8 protein-coding genes are annotated in these 20,247 nt (G+C 59.3%); 1 reads left to right on the plus strand and 7 read right to left on the minus strand.

Translation table 11 applies throughout. The features are described 5' to 3' along the window. Nucleotides 1–48: 48 nt before the first annotated feature. From QP027_RS00925 to QP027_RS00955, 7 genes are all read right to left on the minus strand, one after another. Nucleotides 49–9,057, minus strand: a complete 9,009-nt coding sequence (locus QP027_RS00925) for a type I polyketide synthase (protein ID WP_284825318.1) — start codon at nt 9,055–9,057, stop codon at nt 49–51. 209 nt (nt 9,058–9,266) lie between these two features. After that, nucleotides 9,267–9,527: a metal-sensitive transcriptional regulator gene (locus QP027_RS00930; RefSeq protein ID WP_284825319.1), complete on the minus strand. Its 261-nt coding sequence runs from the start codon at nt 9,525–9,527 to the stop codon at nt 9,267–9,269. A 5-nt stretch (nt 9,528–9,532) separates the two neighbouring features. Continuing rightward, on the minus strand, nt 9,533–11,131 hold the full coding sequence (locus QP027_RS00935; RefSeq protein ID WP_284825320.1) for an FAD-dependent oxidoreductase: 1,599 nt from the start codon (nt 11,129–11,131) through the stop codon (nt 9,533–9,535). 14 nt (nt 11,132–11,145) lie between these two features. Continuing rightward, nucleotides 11,146–11,304 (minus strand): DUF8730 family Cys-rich protein, encoded by a 159-nt coding sequence (locus QP027_RS00940; RefSeq protein WP_284825321.1) that lies wholly within the window; start codon nt 11,302–11,304, stop codon nt 11,146–11,148. Between the two features lie 92 nt (nt 11,305–11,396). Continuing rightward, nucleotides 11,397–13,106 carry a long-chain-fatty-acid--CoA ligase gene (locus tag QP027_RS00945; protein WP_284825322.1) on the minus strand — a complete coding sequence of 570 codons (1,710 nt, stop codon included), beginning with the start codon at nt 13,104–13,106 and terminating at the stop codon, nt 11,397–11,399. A 78-nt stretch (nt 13,107–13,184) separates the two neighbouring features. After that, nucleotides 13,185–14,900 carry a long-chain-fatty-acid--CoA ligase gene (locus QP027_RS00950; RefSeq protein WP_284825323.1) on the minus strand — a complete coding sequence of 572 codons (1,716 nt, stop codon included), beginning with the start codon at nt 14,898–14,900 and terminating at the stop codon, nt 13,185–13,187. Nucleotides 14,901–15,007: 107 nt separating this feature from the next. Continuing rightward, nucleotides 15,008–15,919 carry an alpha/beta hydrolase family protein gene (locus tag QP027_RS00955; protein WP_284825324.1) on the minus strand — a complete coding sequence of 304 codons (912 nt, stop codon included), beginning with the start codon at nt 15,917–15,919 and terminating at the stop codon, nt 15,008–15,010. A gap of 291 nt (nt 15,920–16,210) precedes the next feature. On the opposite strand from QP027_RS00955, the gene QP027_RS00960 reads away from it, so the two are divergent. Beyond that, nucleotides 16,211–20,236 (plus strand): Pls/PosA family non-ribosomal peptide synthetase, encoded by a 4,026-nt coding sequence (locus tag QP027_RS00960; RefSeq protein WP_284825325.1) that lies wholly within the window; start codon nt 16,211–16,213, stop codon nt 20,234–20,236. The last annotated feature ends 11 nt before the right edge of the window (nt 20,237–20,247 follow it).

A 20,247-nucleotide genomic window follows, 5' to 3' on the forward strand; every position in this document is an offset into this window, starting at 1 on the left:
GGCGAACGGGAGATAAGCGAAATTCGCCTTCTCCCGTTCTATTTCTCGCTAGGCGCGTGGGTAGACACCGTCGTCGCCAAGGCGCGCGGAGTCGTCGAGAAGCAATGCAATCTCGGCGTCATGCGCACCGGCTTCAGGGAAGCGGCGGTTTTCCACCTGGGTGAACAGCTCGGCGCGACCGATCATGCCGGCCTCCAAGTGCTGCGCACCAGCGCGGAGGCGCTTGGTTGCCTGCTCGCGCCATGCGGCGACGTCCTTACCCGCCTTGGTCAGCGCTCCCTCGAACACTGCTGGGTGGGCCAGAACAACCAGGGCACCCACGTGGCCGAAGCCGAGCGAGGTCAAAGCAGCTGCCTTCACAGCACCTTCTCCTAGCGACAGCGGCGCGCGCAGCCAGACCAGGTTCTTGGACTTTGGCTCCAAGAGCGGATCGACACAGTCGAGCGATGCGTTCTGTGGCAAGTCGCCAGAGTGCAGGACGTCGATGATGCCACCGGTCTGGAAGAGCGCAGCACCTGCCTTCGCGTGGCCGGTAAGCGACTTCTGCGAAATCACGTACATCGGCTTGCGAGGGTCGCGGCCAATGGCAGGCCACAGGATCGAGTGCAGCTCGGACTCGTTCGGGTCGTTCGCATTGGTCGAGGTGTCGTGCTTGGACAGAACCGAAACATCGTCCGGGGAAAGTCCCAGCGACTTCAAGTTCTTCGCTAGCTTCGAGTTCTCGCGACCACGCGCGGCAGCCAAGACACCCAGACCAGGTGCCGGAATGGAGGTGTGGGCACCGTCGCCGAAGGACGAAGCGTAACCGATCACCGCGTACACAGGCAGTCCCAGCTCAGCGGCCAGGGAACCGCGTGCGATCAAGACGGTGCCGCCACCCTCAGCCTCGAGGAAGCCTCCGCGACGGCGGTCGTTCGCGCGCGAAATGAATCGGCCGTCAATGCCCTGGGAGGTCATCTTCGCTGTTTCGGCGGTGGCGTTCATGTCGCCAAAGCCGGTCAGCGATTCAACCTGCACGTCGTCGATACCGCCAGCGACCACGAAGTCCGCCTTGTGCAGCGCGATCTTGTCTACCGCCTCCTCGATGGACACAGCAGCGGTGGCACATGCGCCCACCGGGTGGATCATCGAACCGTAACCGCCCACGAGCGACTGCATAACGTGCGCAGCCACAACGTTTGGCAGTGCTTCCTGCAGGATGTCGCTCGGGCGGTCCTCGTCGAGGAAGCGGGAGACGAACACCTGGTGCAGCGACTCCATGCCACCGATGCCGGTGCCTTGGGTGGACGCTACATCTGCCGGGTGGATCGCCTGCATCAGCTCAGCAGGGGTGAAGCCCGCGGAGATGAATGCGTCGACAGCGGTGACCAGGTTCCACACCGCGATGCGGTCTAGGCCGTCGATCATCTGTGCCGGGATACCCCACTTGCCCGGATCAAAATCATCCGGCATCTGGCCCGCGATGGTGCGGGTCAGCGTCGCCTTGCGTGGCACGCGTGCGGTTGCGCCTGCCTGGCGAGTCACGGTCCACTCGCCGTCGATCAGCTCAACCTTGGTCTTGTCAGGGTCAGCGGTTTCGATGTCGCGCGCTTCCGCTTCGCTAGCCACGCTGAAGGTGATGTCGCGATCCAAGAAGACCTCGGTGAGGTCGATCGAACCTTGATCTTCCAGGAAATATTTGTCCGTCAGGGTACGGATACCGGAGCGCGCTACAACCTCGTCGCGGAAGCGATCGTAGATGTCCTCTTCCTCGATCGCGGTACCGTCAGCGTCGTACCAGCCCGGCTTTGGATCCTCGTTCCAGGAGACGAGTCCCATCATCCACGCCAGCTCGAGCACACCGGCCGCGGTGAGATCGGCATCGCCGTCGCGCTGGATTCCGTACTCAGCCTCGCGACGGGTGCGGCCTAGACCCCAAGAGGAGACCTCGCCGACACCGACGATGACGATCATGTCGTCGAGCTCGCAGGTGACGTCGTCGATCACAACGCCATTAGGCTGCGCTGGGTGAGCAATGTTCGGCAAAGCCTTGATCGTCACCGGCGTTTCTTGCTTGTCGACGACCTCTTCTGCAGCCGCATCTTCTTGTGCCTGGCGAGCCAGCTCGGAGATGGAAATTGAAGAATCGCCCAGACCACCGGTGAGGTCCAATTCGACTGGTGCCTCGGCCGCCTTGATACGGGTCTCCTTGCTTGCCAGACCGATCAGAGCGGAAGAGATTTCCTCCGGATCCCACACGTGGATGCCAGCCTTCTCCGCGGCTGGGATGAGGACGTCGTTGCCACCCATGAGCGAGGTGCCAGAGACCCAGCCGATCTTCGCTTGGGCTAGGGTGACACCCTCTGGCCAGCCAGCCTCAGCCGACCACTTGGCCAAGATAGCGTCGAGCGCTGCCTTGACCTCGCCGTAGGCGCCATCGCCACCGAACATGCCTCGGTTCGGGGAACCAGGAAGAACGATGTGCGCGCGGGTCGCTGGGAAGTCATCGGCCTGTTGTGCCAGGTTGGACAGGCCCGCGATCGTGCGTTCCACGGACCACAGGAGCAGTCGAGCCTGGTTCTCGGCGGGCGCACCGGCATCTGCCAGGGATCCGGAGACACTTGGGGCCGCGAATGGGTATGCCAAGGTTGGGATGAGTGCAGGCTTGATGATCTTTACTTCGTTGCCTACGGTTTCGCGCTGTTCAGAGCCGATCCAGTCGATCAACGCGTCGATGTCGCGGTACGACGAGAGGTTGGCAGGTGCAATCCACAGCTTCGCATTCTTAGAAGCGTGCTCGGCGAAGAGCTGACGCGCAAACTCCTTGCGTGCCTGGGAGACGCGCGACGCGGTCATGATGACAGTTGCGCCGCCTTCCAGCAGGCGTTCAACAACTGCGGTTGCGATCGAGCCAGGGGCTGCGCCTGTCACCAGCGCGACCTCGCCTGCGAGCTCTTCCACTGCCTCTTCGCGGGAAGCCTTGGCGATCGCTTGGAGGAGGTCAACATTGTCGTATCCATTGTCTGCGTACCATTCGGCCTGCTCAGCAACCGTTTCGCCCAGACCAGCGAAGCGGGTGGCTTCCATGGTCTTCTCACCCAGTGCGATGCGGACGAGATCCTCACGAGCCTGCGCCCAGCGGTCGTCGAAAAGCACTGCGCGACGAGGGTCGAAGACCGGGGTGACCAGCTTGACCCAGTTGGAGCCAAGCTCTGCTTCGACAGTGTCGATGACGGTGGTGTCAATCTCTTCGGCGGATGCAGCGGCAGTGACATCCACTCCGAGCTTGTCCAGCAGGGTGCGTGCGGTGGAGACCAGAGTGTCGGTCATGGAGTCTGCGTACGCGTTCAGTGCTGCAGAGTCGACAACCCCGCCACCTCCGCTCGCTCCGCCAGAAGACAGGGAAACGGAGACACCGTTGCGGCCTGCGACCTGTTGCACTGCGGCATCGATCAGCGCATCGACATCCGCCTTTGAAGACGCAGATGTTGGGATGGTTGCCAGGGAGCCTCCACGAACGGATTCCTCATCGCGGGAGCCCAGGAGAATCTCTGCCTCAACATGGGACGCCCAAGACGCAGGCAGACCCCATGCGCCAGTGACGCGCTCGGCAATATAAGCCGGCTTCACACCTGCAGCGCCGGTGAGCTGGCGCAAACGTGCAGTTGTCGCTTCGGACAGGACCGATCCGAACGGAGAGTAGCCAGGGGCTGCTGTCTTGACCTTGTCGCGCAAGGACGCAACGTCGGCGTCTGCGGCACCGTCAATCGCAGGAACACCGATCTCTGCAGACATGTCCATGAGCAGCTGGTTTCGACGAGACGAGACACCATTGGTCAATTCCTCGACGGTGTCGGAATCGTTGATCTGCTCGATGCGCATCTTGTTCTGGAAGGAGAACAGCACCATGATCGCTTCGGCGGCCGTGAATGGCAGGTCAGGAGCATCTGCGCCGGAGCCTCCGCCGGTGGCTGCTGGTGCTGGCGTTTCCGCGACAGGAGCGGCCGCGGCGGCTACCGGTGCTGCTGGAGTTTCGGTTGCAGGAGCTTCGTCAGCTACTGGCTCTTCGACGACAGGTGCTGCGACAGTGTCCTGCAGCATGACTTGATCCTGGTGCGCCTCCACGTTGAATACCGGGATGTGGTGGCCGATGATGTCCATCTCGCGCTTAGCCAGGTTGGTCAAGGTCGGGCTGGATGCCAAGCCGACCTCGATCATCTGGTCATTAGCTCGGAGGAGCAGATCTTGAGTTTCGATCCAGCGAACTGGGGAAGCGAACTGCCACGCGAGCAACTCGATTAGCAGCGTGCGAGCCAAGGTGTTCGCGTCAGTGTTCTCCGGGGTGATGTCTGCCAGACGCTCAGAAGGAACCTCATCCTTGATTGCGTCGATGAAGTCTTGGGTCAGCTCGAATGGCCGCGCTACGAGGTTCGGCACATAGCGGTCTTCCAGCGCCTCGATGTCAATGGTCTCCGGGAGGAGTTCGTCGAGCTTTTGCGCAAAGGCGGGCACGCCGTCGCGTAGCACGGAAGAGTGGAATGGCACGTCGATGCCGGGGACTGTGACATACGCGCGGTCGCGTACGGCGTTTGCCTTCTGCTTCAGCGCGGCCAGACCCTTCTTGGTACCCGCGATGGAGTACTGCTGGCCGGCAATGTTGTAGTTAACAATCTGCAGGAATTCGCCCGCCTCTTCGGCGACATTGGCTACGTATTCTTCCACGTCATCAGCAGAAACGCCCACCATGTTCGGGCGCAGTGCACCCATGCCGTAGTCAGAGTTTCCTTCGTCGTCGCGTGGCACCAGAGAGCCCATTGCAGAACCACGGGAGTACACAACGTCGATCACGGCTTCCAAATCGAAGATGTTTGCCAGGGAAGCCAGCGCGGTGTATTCACCAAGGGAGTGGCCCGCGTACATGGAGTTCGATGCCAGAGCGCCAGCCTCACGAAGGCGCTCGGTCTGGGCATAAGCGACGACGGCCAGAGCCACCTGTGTGAACTGGGTGAGGTGCAAGACACCCTTCGGGTGCTTGAACTCGACGCCCTTGACGGTCACCGAGGTTGGGTTTTCGTCGATAATGCGCTGGATGCTAAAGCCCAGCCTGGAACGGGTGTGGCGATCTGCACGGCGCCAGATGTCGCGCGCGGCAGGGGAGGAGTCGCGATCGCCCTTGCCCATGCCTTCAGCCTGGATGCCCTGGCCCGGGTACACGTAGGCGGTCTTGGGCTGCGCCATCAACGCTTGACCAACGGAAACGACCTCGCCGTCGATCCGGCACGTGACCTCGAGCGCCTGGTGGATGCCCTTGCGGCCGACGCGTTCGACGGTGATCTCGACTTCGTCGTTGAGTTGCACCATGCCGTACATCGAGTAGGTCCAGCCGACTACGGTTCCATGGCGGCCGGCCAAGTGCTGTGCGGTGGCGGAGAGCCACATTCCGTGTACCAGCGGGGCTTCAAGGTTGACCAGGCCGGACGCGTTGTACGAGGTGTGGATCGGGTTGTAGTCGCCAGAGACCAGCGCGAACGGGGTCATGTCGCTTGGCGCGGTGACGGTGGCGCGGTCGACGAAGGAACGCGGGGTGGACTCCACCTTGGTGGAGGATTTGCCGCCGCCCCACTCTGGAGCAGGGGTTGGCTGGTCGGTGCCGGTAGCGCGGCCACGGATCGCAAAGCGCTGCATCTGCGTGGCGACGAGCTTCTCGGTCTCGTGGTCGAAGAGCTCCAGCTCTACGGTGACGATTCGGCCGGAGACAGACTCGTCGATCGCCGTGCACTTAGAGATAACGTCGATGGTGCGGCCGTTAGCCAGCTCCTCGAGTGGAACGCGCAGGTCAACAACGTGGTTGAGGTGGACTGCGTTGAGTAGGCCCTCGATGACTGGGTAGCCGTCGGCAAGCTTTCCGGAGCCCAGCGCGGTGTAGATCGCCGGCCAGCATGGGCCGACCAAGACATCTGGGGTGCCCACCGTTTCTTCGGTACCCGAGTTTGGAAGGGCACCCCCGGTGACGTTGGTGTGCGCGCTCAACAGGGAAGCAGGGAAGGTGAAGGAATACTTCGCGATGCCAAATGGTGCATCCTCGGACTCAGAGCCCTCGATGATGCGTGGCATCTCCGCGATGTAGTCACCGTTTTCGGAGGTTGAGCCCACACCCGCAAGGCCTTCGAGTAGCGCAAAGACAGAATCCGGCAGGCGCTCGTCGGACACTACTGGCGAAGCGCCGGTGGCCACGCCATCGTGCAGGTCCAGTGGGATCGTCACCTCGCGGACGTAGAACGGGCGCTGATCTTCCGGCAGGTCATCCCAGTAGGAGTCGGAGTTGATGCGGATGGACCACAGGCCGTTTTCGTCTTGGATCAGATCGTAGGCATCGTCATTCATCTCGTAGGCAGGGTTGGCCATGAGGTGACCGTGCCAGACGATGGTTGGGGCCGCCTTGATGTATTCTTCTGCGGATTGAGCGTCAGCCAGGCGCGAGAACTGTTCTTCAGCTTCTACGCCAGCGGCGGTAAGCGCCTGGGTAGAACCAGCTTCGAAACGCGCGAGCAGCTCTGCCACTGGCTCGTTCTTCTTGGTGATGCCAGCAACCGCCACTGGGCCAGGGATAATGCGCACCTCGTCGGCGGTGTAGCGCTCATCCTGCGCCTGCCACAGGGTGTCCTTGCCAAACCAAACCTTGAGGTCGCCATCGATCGCTGGGACCCACGGCATCGGCTTGACATGCTTGTAGTGCAGGGAGATCCACCACGCGGCATCACGTGGGCTGACCTGGATTTCGCGTGCTTGCGGGTAGGCGTTGATCAGGCGCTGGACCATCGCCGGAGCGTCTGCAACTTCGTCGATTTCAGGGAAGAGAGTCTCGATCTCTCCGCGGTCATTGTTGTTTAGGCGGGCCTCGATGCGGTGGAGCAGGTCGAAGAAGCGATCGTCCCAGGTTGGATCAACAAATGGGTGTGCTAGCTCGACGAAGCGCTCGACCCACTGCGCGTAGGTCATCGTTTCAACATCGCCGAAGTATGGCTTGGAAGTCTTGTTGATCGCCTCGATGATCTCGTCGCGACGCTCGTCGTATTCGTCGATGTCCAGCGAGGTAATCAGGCGGGATGCGGCTGCAAAGGAGTTGTCCAGATCGTGGATGTCTGCCAGCAGGTGGCTTTGCGACGACGCCACGCCGTTCACGCCGGTGCCACGGGAAACCCAGCCGCCGTTCTCTTCGAATGGCAGGCCTGGGGTGTTGACTAGGAGTTCCTTCACGGAGTCGGTGGCCTTGGCTTCTTTGGTTGCCATTGCGACGGTGCCGATGAAAACGGCATCGACAGGCATCGGGCGCAGTCCGTACTTCTTTGACCAGGTACCAGTGATGTACTCGGCTGCACGATCTGGGGAGTAGATGCCGCCACCCACGGTAAGCAGGGCGTTCGGGTATTTACGCACCTCGGCGTAGGTGTCCAGCAGCATGTCGTCCAGGTCAGTCCAGGAGTGGTGACCGCCCGCGTGGCCGTCTTCTACCTGCAGGATGACTGGGAAATCTGGGTTCGCGGCCGCGATCTTGATCGCATCTCGGATCTGCTTTGTGGTTCCCGGCTTAAATGCGATGTATGGGAAGCCGTCGCTAGATAGCTGTGCAAGTAGCTCAGTGGCCTCGTCCACCTCCGGGATACCCGCGGAGACACATACGCCGTTGAAAGATGCACCCGCAGCGCGAGCCTTAGGCACGATTCGTGCCTGGCCGAACTGGAGGTTCCACAGGAAGCGGTCGAAGAACATGGTGTTGAACTGCGCGGTTCGACCCGGTTCGAGGAAGGACTCCATGTTGTCTTTGTGGTGGTTAAACACCTCATCGGAGTACATTCCGCCGCCGGCCATCTCGGTCCAGTAGCCAGCGTTGGCGGCTGCAGCGACGATCTCGCCATCGGCGGAGGTCGGGGTCATGCCACCCAGCATGATCGGTGAAAGGCCGGTGACCGTGGAGAAGCGGGTCTGGGTGTAGGTCTTGCCATCGGGCAGGCGCACCAGTCGCGGCGCAAACTCCGAGTAGTCCACGGCCTCAGGCAGTTCGGTTCCAGGGGTGGCCAGCTCGTCGCGGCTTGTCGACGAATCCGCGGTGAGTACCGGGACGCCAGCGCCGGCAACAAGCTTCGCGGTGAAACTTGCCAGTGACTTGTCCAGGGAGATGATGTGGGAGACGTTTTCGTCGAGAAGCCAGGAGACCTCGTGGGGCCAATCGTGGTGATCGTGCAAAATTGCGTTGGCCAGCTCGCGGGCGGTGGCTACTCCTAGGTCGATGCCACATTCGTCAGCCCACTGCGCAGCAAGCTCGACGGCCTCGCTGTTGGTGGTGTTGTGGAATGGGTATGCGACTGGGAGCTCGTCGAAAAGCGGGGTGATTTCGGAGCCACCGAACTCTGCGGACTCCAGACGCGCATTATGCGCGTCGGCAGCGGCGGTGATTGCTGCCTGGGCCTGTTCCAGTGCTTCCGGGGTGCCGGAAAGAACGATGTGGCGAGGGCCGTTGAGTACCGCTGCCTGCGCACCGGCAATGTCTGCGATGATCTCGGTGAGCTGTTCTAGGTGCAAGCCACGAACAGAGAGCATGTGCGGGCGATCGTCGGTAGCGCCGTGCACGTGGGATGCCGCGGTACCCAGCAGGATGGCAAAGGCCAGCGCCTGCTCAGGCTGGCGTGCGGCAACGACACCGAGGGAGCCCTGGGAATGTCCGGCGAGCAGCGTCTCGGTGATGTCCATTCCTAGGTCGCGCAGCTGGTCAACGGCGGCGATTTGGCTCAAGACGATGCCCGGCACGCTGACGGCCGGATGGGCGTCGATGGCAATGGGAGCTGGGGATGCATCTTCGGCAAGCAGCGCGCGCAGGCGCTCGGTGGCTCCGGGCACGGTCGAGGCGATGAGGCGTGCGATTGGGCCGGTGGTGGTGCGCGCGCGATCTAGCAGATCGCTGAGGCGGGTGCGGGTCAGAGGCGACGTGGCTGCGTCGGCTAGAGCGTACTGCCAATTCGACCCTTGTCCCTGGAAGATGAGAGCGGGTTTCGGCATGGCGAGAAGTGGCGTCAAGGTCATCCGTAAGTTCCTTTGTGAAAATTAGGGGCCGGAAACAGTACAACTTCGTCACCGTAACTTACTTAGGCGTAGGAATGGAACGACGCGCCGTCAATTGTGAGGGAACTCTCATGTTTTTCGCAGTCAGTGAGTACTTTTGGGGGTAAAACGAAAAACCGGACGCCCGCTTGATGTAGCGGGTGTCCGGTTTTTCGGAAGCAAAAGGGGTGTTAAGCCAGCGACAAAAACAGCTTCTGTAGTCGCTTTTCGTCCAGAGAGTCTGGCCCTTGCTCAAGGATGCACTTCTTCATCCCCTCAGAGATGACAAGGAATCCGGCGCGCGAGACGGCGGTAGACACCGCAGAGATCTGCGTGGCAACCTTCTCGCACTCTTCGCCCTCTTCCAGCATGCGGATGATGCCGTCGAGTTGGCCGCGTGCGCGCTTCAGCCGAGTGATAGCTGCTTTTGCGTCTTCCTTATCAATGTTCATGAGGTCTACTGTACTGCTGCCCACGTGACATACCCACCGTCGAGGTTAGAAACGTCGATCTCGTTGTTTCGCAGCAACGACGTCGCCGTGTGGCTGCGCACGCCGGTCTGGCAGTGCACGATGATCTTCTTGCCTCGCAGTTCGTCGATGTGATCGCGCAGTGTGTTCAGTGGGATATTGCGCGAACCTGGGATGGCTCCCGCCGCATATTCACTGGTCTCACGGACGTCAATCAGCTCGAAGCCTTGGGCCAGCTTCTCTTCGATCTCGTAGTACTGAACTGTCTTCTCGCCACGGATCATGTTGTCGTTGATAAACCCGGCCATATTGACTGGGTCCTTCGCAGACGAAAACTGTGGAGCATAGGAAAGTTCCAGGTCTGCAAGATCGGTTGCCTTGAGACCCGCGCGCATGGCGGTAGCGATTACATCAATACGCTTATCGACGCCCGCCTGGCCCACGCCCTGCGCCCCGAGGATCTCATCGGTATCGGCGTTGACAACGAGCTTGAGATGGACAGTCGATGCGCCGGGGTAGTAACCTGCGTGATCCGCCGGGTGAAGATGGATGAGGCGCAGGTTGTGGCCCTTTTGTCGCGCGCGACGCTCGTTCCAGCCCACGGATGCCGCGGACAAGCCGAAGAGGCCGACAATGGAGGTGCCGAGGGTGCCGGTGCGCTTGGTGTCGCGGCCCGCGATGATGTCCGCAACCATGCGTCCGTGACGGTTCGCGGTCTGTGCGAGCGGAACCAGGGTGTCGGTCCCGTCGATGCCATCGCGCTTTTCGGCTGCGTCGCCGAGGGCGAAGATCTTTGGATCGGATGTGCGCTGCTCGTCGTCGACAACGATGCCGCCGCGCTCGCCGACCTCTAGACCTGCCATGACCGCGAGCTCGTTGGCCGGTGCAACGCCCACGGCTGCGATGGTGATGTCCGAGTCGATCGTGCGACCATCGGACAAGGTGATCGAGTTGGTGTCGATGCGGGTTGTGTCGGCGTTAAGCAGGACTGTCACGCCGTTGGCTTCGAGGTGTTTGCGTACGATGGCGGACATCTCGGAATCCAGTGGCGCCATGATTTCAGGTCCACGTTCAATGACGGTGGTCTTGATGCCACGGTGCGTGAAGTTTTCTGCAAGCTCCAGGCCGATGAATCCGCCGCCAATAACTGCGGCGGATTTCGCTCCCTCGGTAGCTGCCACGATGCGGTCGACATCTTCGACGTTGCGCAGGGTGAGTGCATGCTCGATGCCATCGATGGGCAGCTGGATCGGGTTCGCGCCGGGGGAGAGGACGAGGGTGTCGTACTTGAGGGTCTCGCCCTGTTCGGTGGTGATGGTCTGGTTGTCTCGGTCAATCGAGACTGCGCGGGTGTTCACGCGAACGTCTAGGTTGAAGCGATCCTTCAGTGCCTCAGGGGTCTGTAGGAGGAGCGCATCGCGATCGGTGATCACGTTGCCCACGTAGTAGGGCAGGCCGCAGTTGGCAAAGCTGACGTTGCCGGAAGCCTCTAGGACGATGATTTCCATGTCCTCGTCGTTACGGCGGAGGCGGGTTGCGGTGGACATGCCACCGGCGACACCGCCAATGATGATGGTGGTGGTCATGTTGCGATTACTCCCTAGCGTCCGAAGAGTCCGCCAAGGAAGCCCTTGGAAGGCTCGCGCTCACAGGTGCACCACTGAGATGCCGGGACGGATGCCTTGACTTGCTCGATATGTTGGCCGCAGCCGGCCCAGGTGGTCTTGCCGCACTTGTTGCACTTAACTGGAGAACACATTTTGGGTTCCTTACTGAATGAACTAATACCCCAGAGGTATCTGACATCTGCCACTATACCCCTAGGGGTATTAAAGTGCAAGGGGTTGCAACCTAGTGCTTTTCCAAAAGCGACAGTAGATCCTGCTGGACTTCGCGACGACGAATCTTGCCCAACTGATCTGAGGCCAAGTGCTCAAAGTGGTAGAACGTGCGTGGCACCTTGTAGCGAGTGAGACGCTGGCGCGCGTAGGACTTGAGCCCGTCTGGGTCCAGCGCTGCACCATCGCGCAGGGTGACACAGGCAACGACATCCTCCGAGCCATCCTCACGAGGACGGCCGACGACGGCTACATTCTCAATGTCTGGGTGCTCGCGCACGATATCTTCAACTTCCGCCGGATAGACGTTGAAGCCGCCAGTGATGATGACTTCCTTGATACGAGCGACGATGCGGATGAAACCGTCTTCCTCCATGATCGCCATGTCGCCGGTGCGGAACCAGCCCTCATGGAACGAATCCTCGGTGGCCTCTGGATTGTTCAGATATCCCTTGAACACCTGTGGGCCACGGACCAAGAGCTCGCCCTCGGTGCCGTCTGGCTGGGTCTCGTCGAGATTATCTGGGTTCGCAATTCGAATATCGGTATCTGGGAACGGCACGCCGATATAACCTGGGCGGCGGTTCTCGGTCATCGGATTTCCCACGATCACCGGCGCGGTTTCCGTGAGCCCGTAGCCCTCGACGAGCAGGCCTCCAGTGAGGTGCTCCCATTCCTCGACAGTTTCGATAGGCAACGCCGCAGCGCCCGACAGCGAATTGCGTACGCCCTTGATTTCGATGCCCTTATTCTTCGCAGCCTCGATGATTTTGGAGTACAACGTTGGCACACCGGGGATCCAGGTCGGGGTGTGCTTTTTCATGATGTCCATGATCAATGGGATGCGAGGTGCAGGCATGAGCACCATCTCGCCCCCGATATACACGCTGAGTGCGCCGATCAGGGTTAAGCCATAAGCGTGGAACATGGGTAGCGCGCCGAGCATGCGCTCATCAGATTCGCCTAAGCGGGGCACCCAGGCCTCGCCCATTATGCAGTTAGCGACGATATTGCCGTGGGACAGTTCAGCGCCTTTCGGCGTTCCTGTTGTGCCCGATGTGTACAACACCACCGCGGGGTGGTCCCGAGTGATGCCCTCAGGGGAGGTGAAGTTCTTTCCGTCACCGCCAATGGCAGTGCCCACTAGTGATCCCCAAGGAACCGTATTAGGGGCATCGCCCGTCAGCTGGTCGCGCTTCTCCTTGAGCGGAGGGATAGGGACGCGGAGTGCGAGCTGTTGAAAGCGTGGCATCGCCTCGATCATGTTCACGCTGACGATTGTTTCCAAGTTGGTGGTCTCGCGGAGAACTTCCACCGTAGTTGCGGCCTTGTCCCAGACAATGGCGATGCGTGCGCCGTGGTCACGGAATAGTGGCGCAAGTTCGTGAGAAGTGTAGAGCGGGTTGTGCTCGACGACGACGGCGCCGAGCTTGAGTACCGCGTAAAACGCCACGATGTGTTGTGGGCAGTTAGGTAGGACGATAGCTACTCGGTCCCCGGGGCGCACGCCGAATGCGCGGAGGCCCGCGGCGGCTGCGCGTACTTGGTGATCTAGCTCGGCATAAGTTTGCGAACGGCCGAAGAACCACGTGGCTGGCTTGTGGGGGTTAGCCGCCAAGTTGTCGTCGTAAACGTCAATCAGCGTTGTGTCGCCGTACTCCAACGTGGGAGACGTCCACTCTGCGTACTGCGCAGTCCATGCCTTTGTTTCGTAAGCCGACATGAGTTTACCTTTCTTCTCGGGTCTTCTTGCGAGGTTTCATGTGGCTAAGTATTGCACGGAATGGCTTAGCGACGACCTTTAGTCGCCGGTTTCGTCGAGAAGCTTCAATAGATCCGCATGCACATCGCGACGGCGGATTTTTCCTAGCTGATCGGAGGCGAGGTGTTCGAAGTGGTAGAAGGTGCGAGGCACTTTGTATCGAGTAAGGCGCTCGCGGGCGAAGTCCTTCAATCCGTCGGGGTCGAGTGCTGCGCCTTCGCCTAGGGTGACGCAGGCGACAACGTCTTCGGAGCCGTCTTTGCGAGGTCGGCCAACGACGGCGACGTTCTCAATATCTGGGTGCTCGCGCAGGGCTTCTTCCACCTCTGCCGGGTAGACATTAAAACCGCCGGTGATGATGACTTCCTTGATTCGGGCAACCAAGCGGATGAAACCATCTTCCTCCATAACTCCGACGTCGCCGGTGCGGAACCAGCCGTTGTGGAAGGACTTCTCGGTTTCCTCCGGTTTGTTCAGGTACCCCTTGAACACCTGAGGGCCACGGACGAGGAGTTCGCCTTCGACCCCGTCTGGTTGGGTTTCGTCAAGGTTGTCTGGGTTGGCGATACGCACCTCGGTGTCGGGGAATGGGATACCGATGTATCCAGGGCGACGGGCCTCGCTCATTGGGTTGCCGACGAGAATCGGCGAGGTTTCGGTGAGGCCGTAGCCTTCAACGAGGAGCCCGTTGGTCAATCGCTCCCACTTTTCTACGGTGCTGGTTGGAAGGGTCGACGCGCCGGAGAAGGCATTGCGAATGCCCTTGATGGCGATGCCTTGCTCTTCTGCTGCTTGGCCGATCCGCTCGTAGAGTGTTGGAACACCTGGAACCCAAGTCGGGGTGTGCTTCTTCATCACGTCCATAATCAGCGGGATCTTGGGAGCGGGGAGCAAGACCATTTCCGCGCCAATATATATGGACAGAGTTGCGATCATGGTCATGCCGTAGGCGTGGAATAGCGGTAGTGCCGAAAGCACGCGTTCGTCTTGATCTCCCAGCCCCTTGACCCACGCTTTGCCTTGGAGAAGGTTGGCAAAGAGGTTTCCGTGGGAGAGCTCTGCACCCTTCGGCTCACCGGTAGTTCCAGACGTGTACAGGACAAGGGCCGGAGAATCCTTGTGCAGTGAGGGTTCGGAAACGATATCTTCGCCTTCTCCACCGATCGCAGCACCGATCAGGGCTTCCCAGGGAACAGTATTGGGGGCTGGCGCTGTCAAAGCGTCGCGTGAATCACGAAGTTTCTTGACGGGGATCTTCAATGCGAACTGCTGCAATTTAGGCATTGCGTTGACCATATTGACACCGATGATGGTCTCTAGATCGGTGTCTTTGCGCAGCTTTTCAAGGGTTGGAGCTGCTTTGTCCCACGCGATAGCAACGCGCGCACCGTGATCTTTGAACTGATCGCGTAGCTCGTGTGCTGTGTATAGCGGATTGTGCTCGACGACGCTCGCGCCGAGTTTCAGCACCGCATAAAACGCAGCGATGTGCTGCGGGCAGTTCGGCAGCATGATGACCACTCGGTCGCCGGGTCGAACTCCGAAGGCTTTCAGGCCGGCGGCGGCGCGGCGGACAAGCTTGTCAAGCTCTCCGTAGTTCATCCTGCGACCAAAGAACCATGTTGCGGGTTTGTCTGCGTTGATAGCCAGGTTGTTGTCGTAGATGTCCAACAAGGTGGTGTCCCCGTAATCAAGGGTGTGTGGAGTCCACGCAGGATAGTGCTGTAACCAGGCTTTGGATTCAAAAGCAGACATAGATTATTCCTAACGCCCCGCAGGAAGCGGGGGAGCAACAAATAGAGTACGGATCTTCAACGTCGTTGAAAGTGACCGGCTTCGGGCCTAAGCATTAAGTATAACGACTACTGAGTCTCGACCGCCGAGAGGAAGTCGTCGAGGATCGTGGCATGTGGCATTTTGACATGATCTTGGTCGGGAAGCTCAATCAATTTAGTTTCCTTAAACCCGTTGTCTCGGTAGAACTCTTCGCCACGCCGGGCAGCAGTGACAGCGTCGAAAGGATAGGCAGGATCTTCGCCGGTATCCAGTTCTCCCACGTACCAGTGGTGGGGGATCGTGGTGCGGGCGGGATCGGGGAGGTCTCGGAGGAGGCGCTTCTTGGGTGCGCCGCCTCCGCCAAGCATCATGGAGCCACCTGTAACGAGGTCCGATTTGTGTGTAAGCATTCCGTACGTGATGAATTCGGCACCACCGGAGTAGCCCATCCACACGATCTTTTTGGGGTCGATGGCTTTATGCTGTGCAAGAGTTTCCTCGACGAGCGCGGTTACCCAGTCGCGGTTATGTGGAATTGCCTTCCACCAGGTCAGTGATTCGCCACTTGGGTTGGGGTCTGGTGACTTTGGTGCGAGCAAAATCATATTGTGGGAGGCCGCCACATCTGCCAGGCAATTTGGGAGGTCGGAAGGATTGTCAAACTCCCACGCGCCGTCGCCGTGGAGGCGGACCAATAGGCCGACTGGTTGTGAGTAATCAATGTCGCGGGCGAACAAATGGTACTCGCCAGTGGTGTCTTGTGTAGAAAATTCGGCATTGAGCTGGACTTCTTCGGGTTTAGCCTCTTTGAGTGGCCGTGGTACGGCACGGTGGTCATTCTTCTCAAGACCCCATTCGGTACAGGCTGCTTGTTTGGTCACACGGTAATCGAGATAAACGATGGCGGGAACGAATAATAGTGCAACGAGCGCGGTGAGCACGATGATGCTGATGATCACCCGTCGTTGCTTTGTCTGCTGGTTGTTACGGGGGAGCACGCTAACAGACTAGCGCGTGGCGGGGCGGGTGACTGAATGGTGCAGTCGATACGAACTTGTCATGAGTTCTAGGGGTCAAAATAGATTTATGGGCAAATGTGATTAGCGTTACTGTTAGGTTTTCAATAGTAGAATCGGCAGTACAGCCCACATAGTTGATAGGGAAACTAAATGGACACCCGTCCTATAAGTTGTAGTTTCGTAACTTGATCCTAAGATTAACTGTTGCGATAGAGCGAAGAGCTGTCTATACAACCAGAGTTACACAATGAGAATAGTGAGTTTCTAAGTATGGCCACAATCGACCTCTCAACACTCCCGTCACGGGAAGACCACGCTGAATACGCGATCTACGGTGTCGAACCAGAACCACAAGAACGCACACTCGTGGATATTGCGATGCACGCAATTCGCCAATTCCCCGAGGTCACCGCACTGGAATCAGATGCGGAGAGTTTAACGTACGCGGAATTGGAACAACGCCTCCGTGAGCAGGTCGAGCGTCTGCATGAGCTTGGAATCGGCCGAGGTGACCGAATCGGAATTCGCGTTCCGTCGGGCACGACCGACCTTTATGTAGCAATCCTGGCCACTATTTTTGCGGGCGCTGCATACGTTCCAGTCGACTGGGACGACCCTGACTCGCGCGCAAACACCGTGTGGGAAGAAGCTGACGTCGCAGCTGTCTATGGGGCAAACCTCTCCATCGAGATTAAGAAAGACTTGAACCAAGCGGTCGTCGATAAGGCAGCTCCTACGCTTGACGACGACGCCTGGATCATCTTTACTTCCGGATCCACCGGCAAGCCCAAGGGTGTGGCTATTACTCACCGGTCCGCCGCCGCTCTTGTCGATGCAGAACAATTGATGTACCTGGTCAACGAGCCGTTAGGCCCGCACGACCGAGTCATGGCAGGCTTGTCCGTCGCGTTCGATGCCTCGTGTGAGGAAATGTGGCTCGCGTGGCGTACCGGCGCAACACTGGTATGTGCACACCGCGATGTTGTTCGCTCAGGCGATGTCTTGAACGACTGGTTGAAGAAGAACCGCATCACAGCCATTTCCACGGTGCCAACGCTGGCGTCGTTCTGGTCCAAGGAAGCATTGGAGAACATTCGTCTCCTCATCTTTGGCGGCGAGGCGCTGCCTCTCGATCTAGTAGAGCGGTTGGAGGATCCGCATCGCGAGATCTGGAACTCTTACGGACCAACCGAGGCGACCGTCATTGCTTCCGGCCACTTGATGACTTCCGAGCCACCAGTACGTATCGGACGCCCAGTACCTGGTTGGCAGCTTGTCGTCGTCGATGAAGACGAACAGCCGGTGAAGTGGGGCGAAACAGGCCAGCTCATCATCGGCGGTGTTGGCCTAGGCCGCTACCTTGATCCGCAGAAAGACGCGGAGGTGTACGCATCCCTGCCATCGATGGGATGGGAACGCGCATACCGCACCGGCGACCTAGTGAAGGCCGAGCAAGAGGGCTTGATCTTCGCTGGTCGCGCCGACGACCAGATTAAGTTCGCTGGACGAAGACTAGAACTTGGCGAGATCGACGATAAACTCACCGCGTTGACCCATGTCAATGTGGGTGCGAGTCGCCTGAATAAGACCGAAACTGGCTCCGACGTTCTGGTTGGTTACCTGGTAGCCGAAGAGGGCGAGACTATCGATCTTCACGAGGCCCGTGGCGAGCTAGCGAAGACCATGCCGGGCGGTATCGTCCCTGTTCTGTATGTGATGGACGAAATGCCGATGAAGACGTCCGGCAAGGTTGACCGCAAGGCACTGCCGTGGCCACTGCCGATCGATCCAAATGCCGAGGACGACGATCTACCGACCCACCTCGTCCCGCTGGCAGAAGCATGGAAGCACCAGCTAGGTCCAATCCCATTGACCGAAGACTCTGACTTCTTCGAACTCGGTGGCTCGTCGGTCGCAATTGCAAAGCTGACAGTAGAGCTGCGCAAGACTTACCCGACTACCGACATCGCCGAGTTGTATAACAACCCAACTCTGACTGAGATGAGCGAGTACCTGCGCACTCTCGGAGGCGAAGCCGAAGAGCGCGATATGCCTGCCCCGCTGCCTGCAGGTGGCAAGGTCTTCCAGGGATTGTGGATTTTGTTCATGGTCGCTTTCACTGGTCTGCGCTACGGCGTTTCGGCTCTCATCGTCGTATGGGCCTTCTCAGTCTTCGGCGACGCAGCCTGGGTACCGCGTCCGCCGATCATCCCGCTGCTGCTCGCCTGGATCATCTTCTACAGCCCATTTGGAAAGATGCTGGTGACGGTCAGCGTTACAAAGCTCCTCATTGGAAAGCTCAAACCGGGCGTCTACCTGCGCGGCGGCAAAGAACACATCCGGGTCTGGGCGGCTGAGCGCTTCTTCAACTACCAAAGCCACGAGACAATGGACGGCACGCCGTTTGCTCCGGTGTTCTACCGAATGCTCGGCAACAAGATTGGGAAGAATACCAAACTTAACTCTGGCCTCTCTCTCACTGGACTTACCTACGTTGGCGATAATGCCACCATCGAAGAAGAAGTCGATTTGTCAGGTCACTGGATTGACGGCGACAAGTTCTACGTCGGAAGCATCGTCATTGGCGAAAATGCGCGTATCGGTGCTCGATCCTTCGTCTCGCCAGGTGCCTCTGTTGGTGAAGGCGCTGAGATCCTCCCTGGATCCCACGTCAAGGGCACTGTCCAGCCAGACGAAATGTGGGAAGGCGCACCGATGCGCTTCCTTGGACCAGCCAATCAGAACTGGCCGGAGGAAGAGCCTCTGGAACAAGAAGACTTGGGTGTGGTCAGCCGCTTTGGAAACTGGCTGTTGTACACGCTCGGTATGTTGCTCATTACTGTGATGCCCATCATGGCCGCAATTCCGGGTGCGGTGTTTATCGTTACGCAGACGGGTCTTTTGTACACCCGCTCCTACCACGCGGTATTCCTCACAGTTTTGATCTGGGCGATCCCGTTCGTGGTCGTCTCCATTACCATCTGGCTGTCGATGGTGGCAGTGACCGTCCGCGCCCTCTCGGGTCTGATCAAACCGGGATTCTGGCCTGATCAATCGACTACCGGCTGGGCACTGTGGCTGACCCGCGCTCTGATGGCGGCCACGCTGGAATCCGCGTACTTCGTTTACGCCTCGTGGATCACTCCGATTTGGCTCCGTATCTGTGGTGCTCAGGTGGGCAAGGATGTTGAGATTTCGACCGTCGTTGTTATCCCTCACCTCACTGTGATCAAGGACGGATCATTCCTTGCCGACGACGTGATGGCGTGTGCCCCACGTTACGGCAACGGCTGGGTACACATTGGTACCACCGTGATTGGCGAAAAGAGCTTCGTCGGTAACTCCGCAATCGTCGGTGGCGACCGAGACATGCCGGAAGAATCGTTGCTCGCCGTGCTTTCCACTGCTCCATTCCGACCGGAAGTCGGCTCATCATGGATGGGGCGCACAGCATCGGCGATTCCACGTCAAAAGGAAAACTCGAACTCCGAAAACACCTACAAGCCACCGTTTAGTCGAAAGATCGGCCGAGCGGCGGTAGAGGCCCTGCGACTCTTGCCGATCATCGTGACTTTCGTGATCGATACGGGTGTCGTCTACTTCATGTCGATGGTGTACGTGGAGGCAGGAACGAGCATGTTCAGCCTGTTCCTGACTCTGCTAGCGGCGGGGCCGATCGTCTTCTGCGGCTACCTCTTGTCTACGTTGCTGCCGGTTGCCCTGAAATGGATTCTCGTCGGCGAGTTCAAGGCCGAAAAACAGGAGCTACACAGCAGCTTCGTGTGGCGAAACGAGTTGGCGGACAACTTCAACGAGCTTCTTGCGGTACCAACCCTCGTATTCATGAGCTTGGGAAGCCCGTACTTCAACATGTGGGCCCGCCTGATGGGATCGAAGATCGGCAAGGATGTCTGGTGTGAAACCTGGTGGTTGCCAGAATTCGACCTCATCATCATCGATGACAACGCCACGGTGAACCGCGGTACCGTCTTGCAAACCCACCTATTCCACGATCGCGTGATGTCCCTCGAGCCGGTGCATCTAGAAGCCGGCTCGACCCTGGGCCCAAGCAGCTTCATGTTGCCTGGTTCCGCGATCGGCGAGCGATCGACGATCGGCCCTGCATCTCTGATTCTGCGCCACGACCGAATTCCAGGCGACAGTGTCTGGGAAGGAAACCCAGTCCACCCTGTCAAGGGATCCGGCTCAACCATCGACTTCAAGGCACTTGAGGCCGAAGTAAATAGCACGAGCTTCAAAACCAAAGCCCCGTCCACCAGCACAACATCACGATAGGAAGCAGAGAC

Source organism: Corynebacterium breve (assembly GCF_030252165.1).
Taxonomy (GTDB): Bacteria; Actinomycetota; Actinomycetes; order Mycobacteriales; family Mycobacteriaceae; genus Corynebacterium; species Corynebacterium breve.

What these genes read in the sequence shown, in the direction of transcription:
- QP027_RS00925 (WP_284825318.1), bottom strand. Translation starts at nt 9,057, where the DNA reads ATGACCTTGACGCCACTTCTCGCCATGCCGAAACCCGCTCTCATCTTC.
- QP027_RS00930 (WP_284825319.1), bottom strand. Translation starts at nt 9,527, where the DNA reads ATGAACATTGATAAGGAAGACGCAAAAGCAGCTATCACTCGGCTGAAG.
- QP027_RS00935 (WP_284825320.1), bottom strand. Translation starts at nt 11,131, where the DNA reads ATGACCACCACCATCATCATTGGCGGTGTCGCCGGTGGCATGTCCACC.
- QP027_RS00940 (WP_284825321.1), bottom strand. Translation starts at nt 11,304, where the DNA reads ATGTGTTCTCCAGTTAAGTGCAACAAGTGCGGCAAGACCACCTGGGCC.
- QP027_RS00945 (WP_284825322.1), bottom strand. Translation starts at nt 13,106, where the DNA reads ATGTCGGCTTACGAAACAAAGGCATGGACTGCGCAGTACGCAGAGTGG.
- QP027_RS00950 (WP_284825323.1), bottom strand. Translation starts at nt 14,900, where the DNA reads ATGTCTGCTTTTGAATCCAAAGCCTGGTTACAGCACTATCCTGCGTGG.
- QP027_RS00960 (WP_284825325.1), top strand. Translation starts at nt 16,211, where the DNA reads ATGGCCACAATCGACCTCTCAACACTCCCGTCACGGGAAGACCACGCT.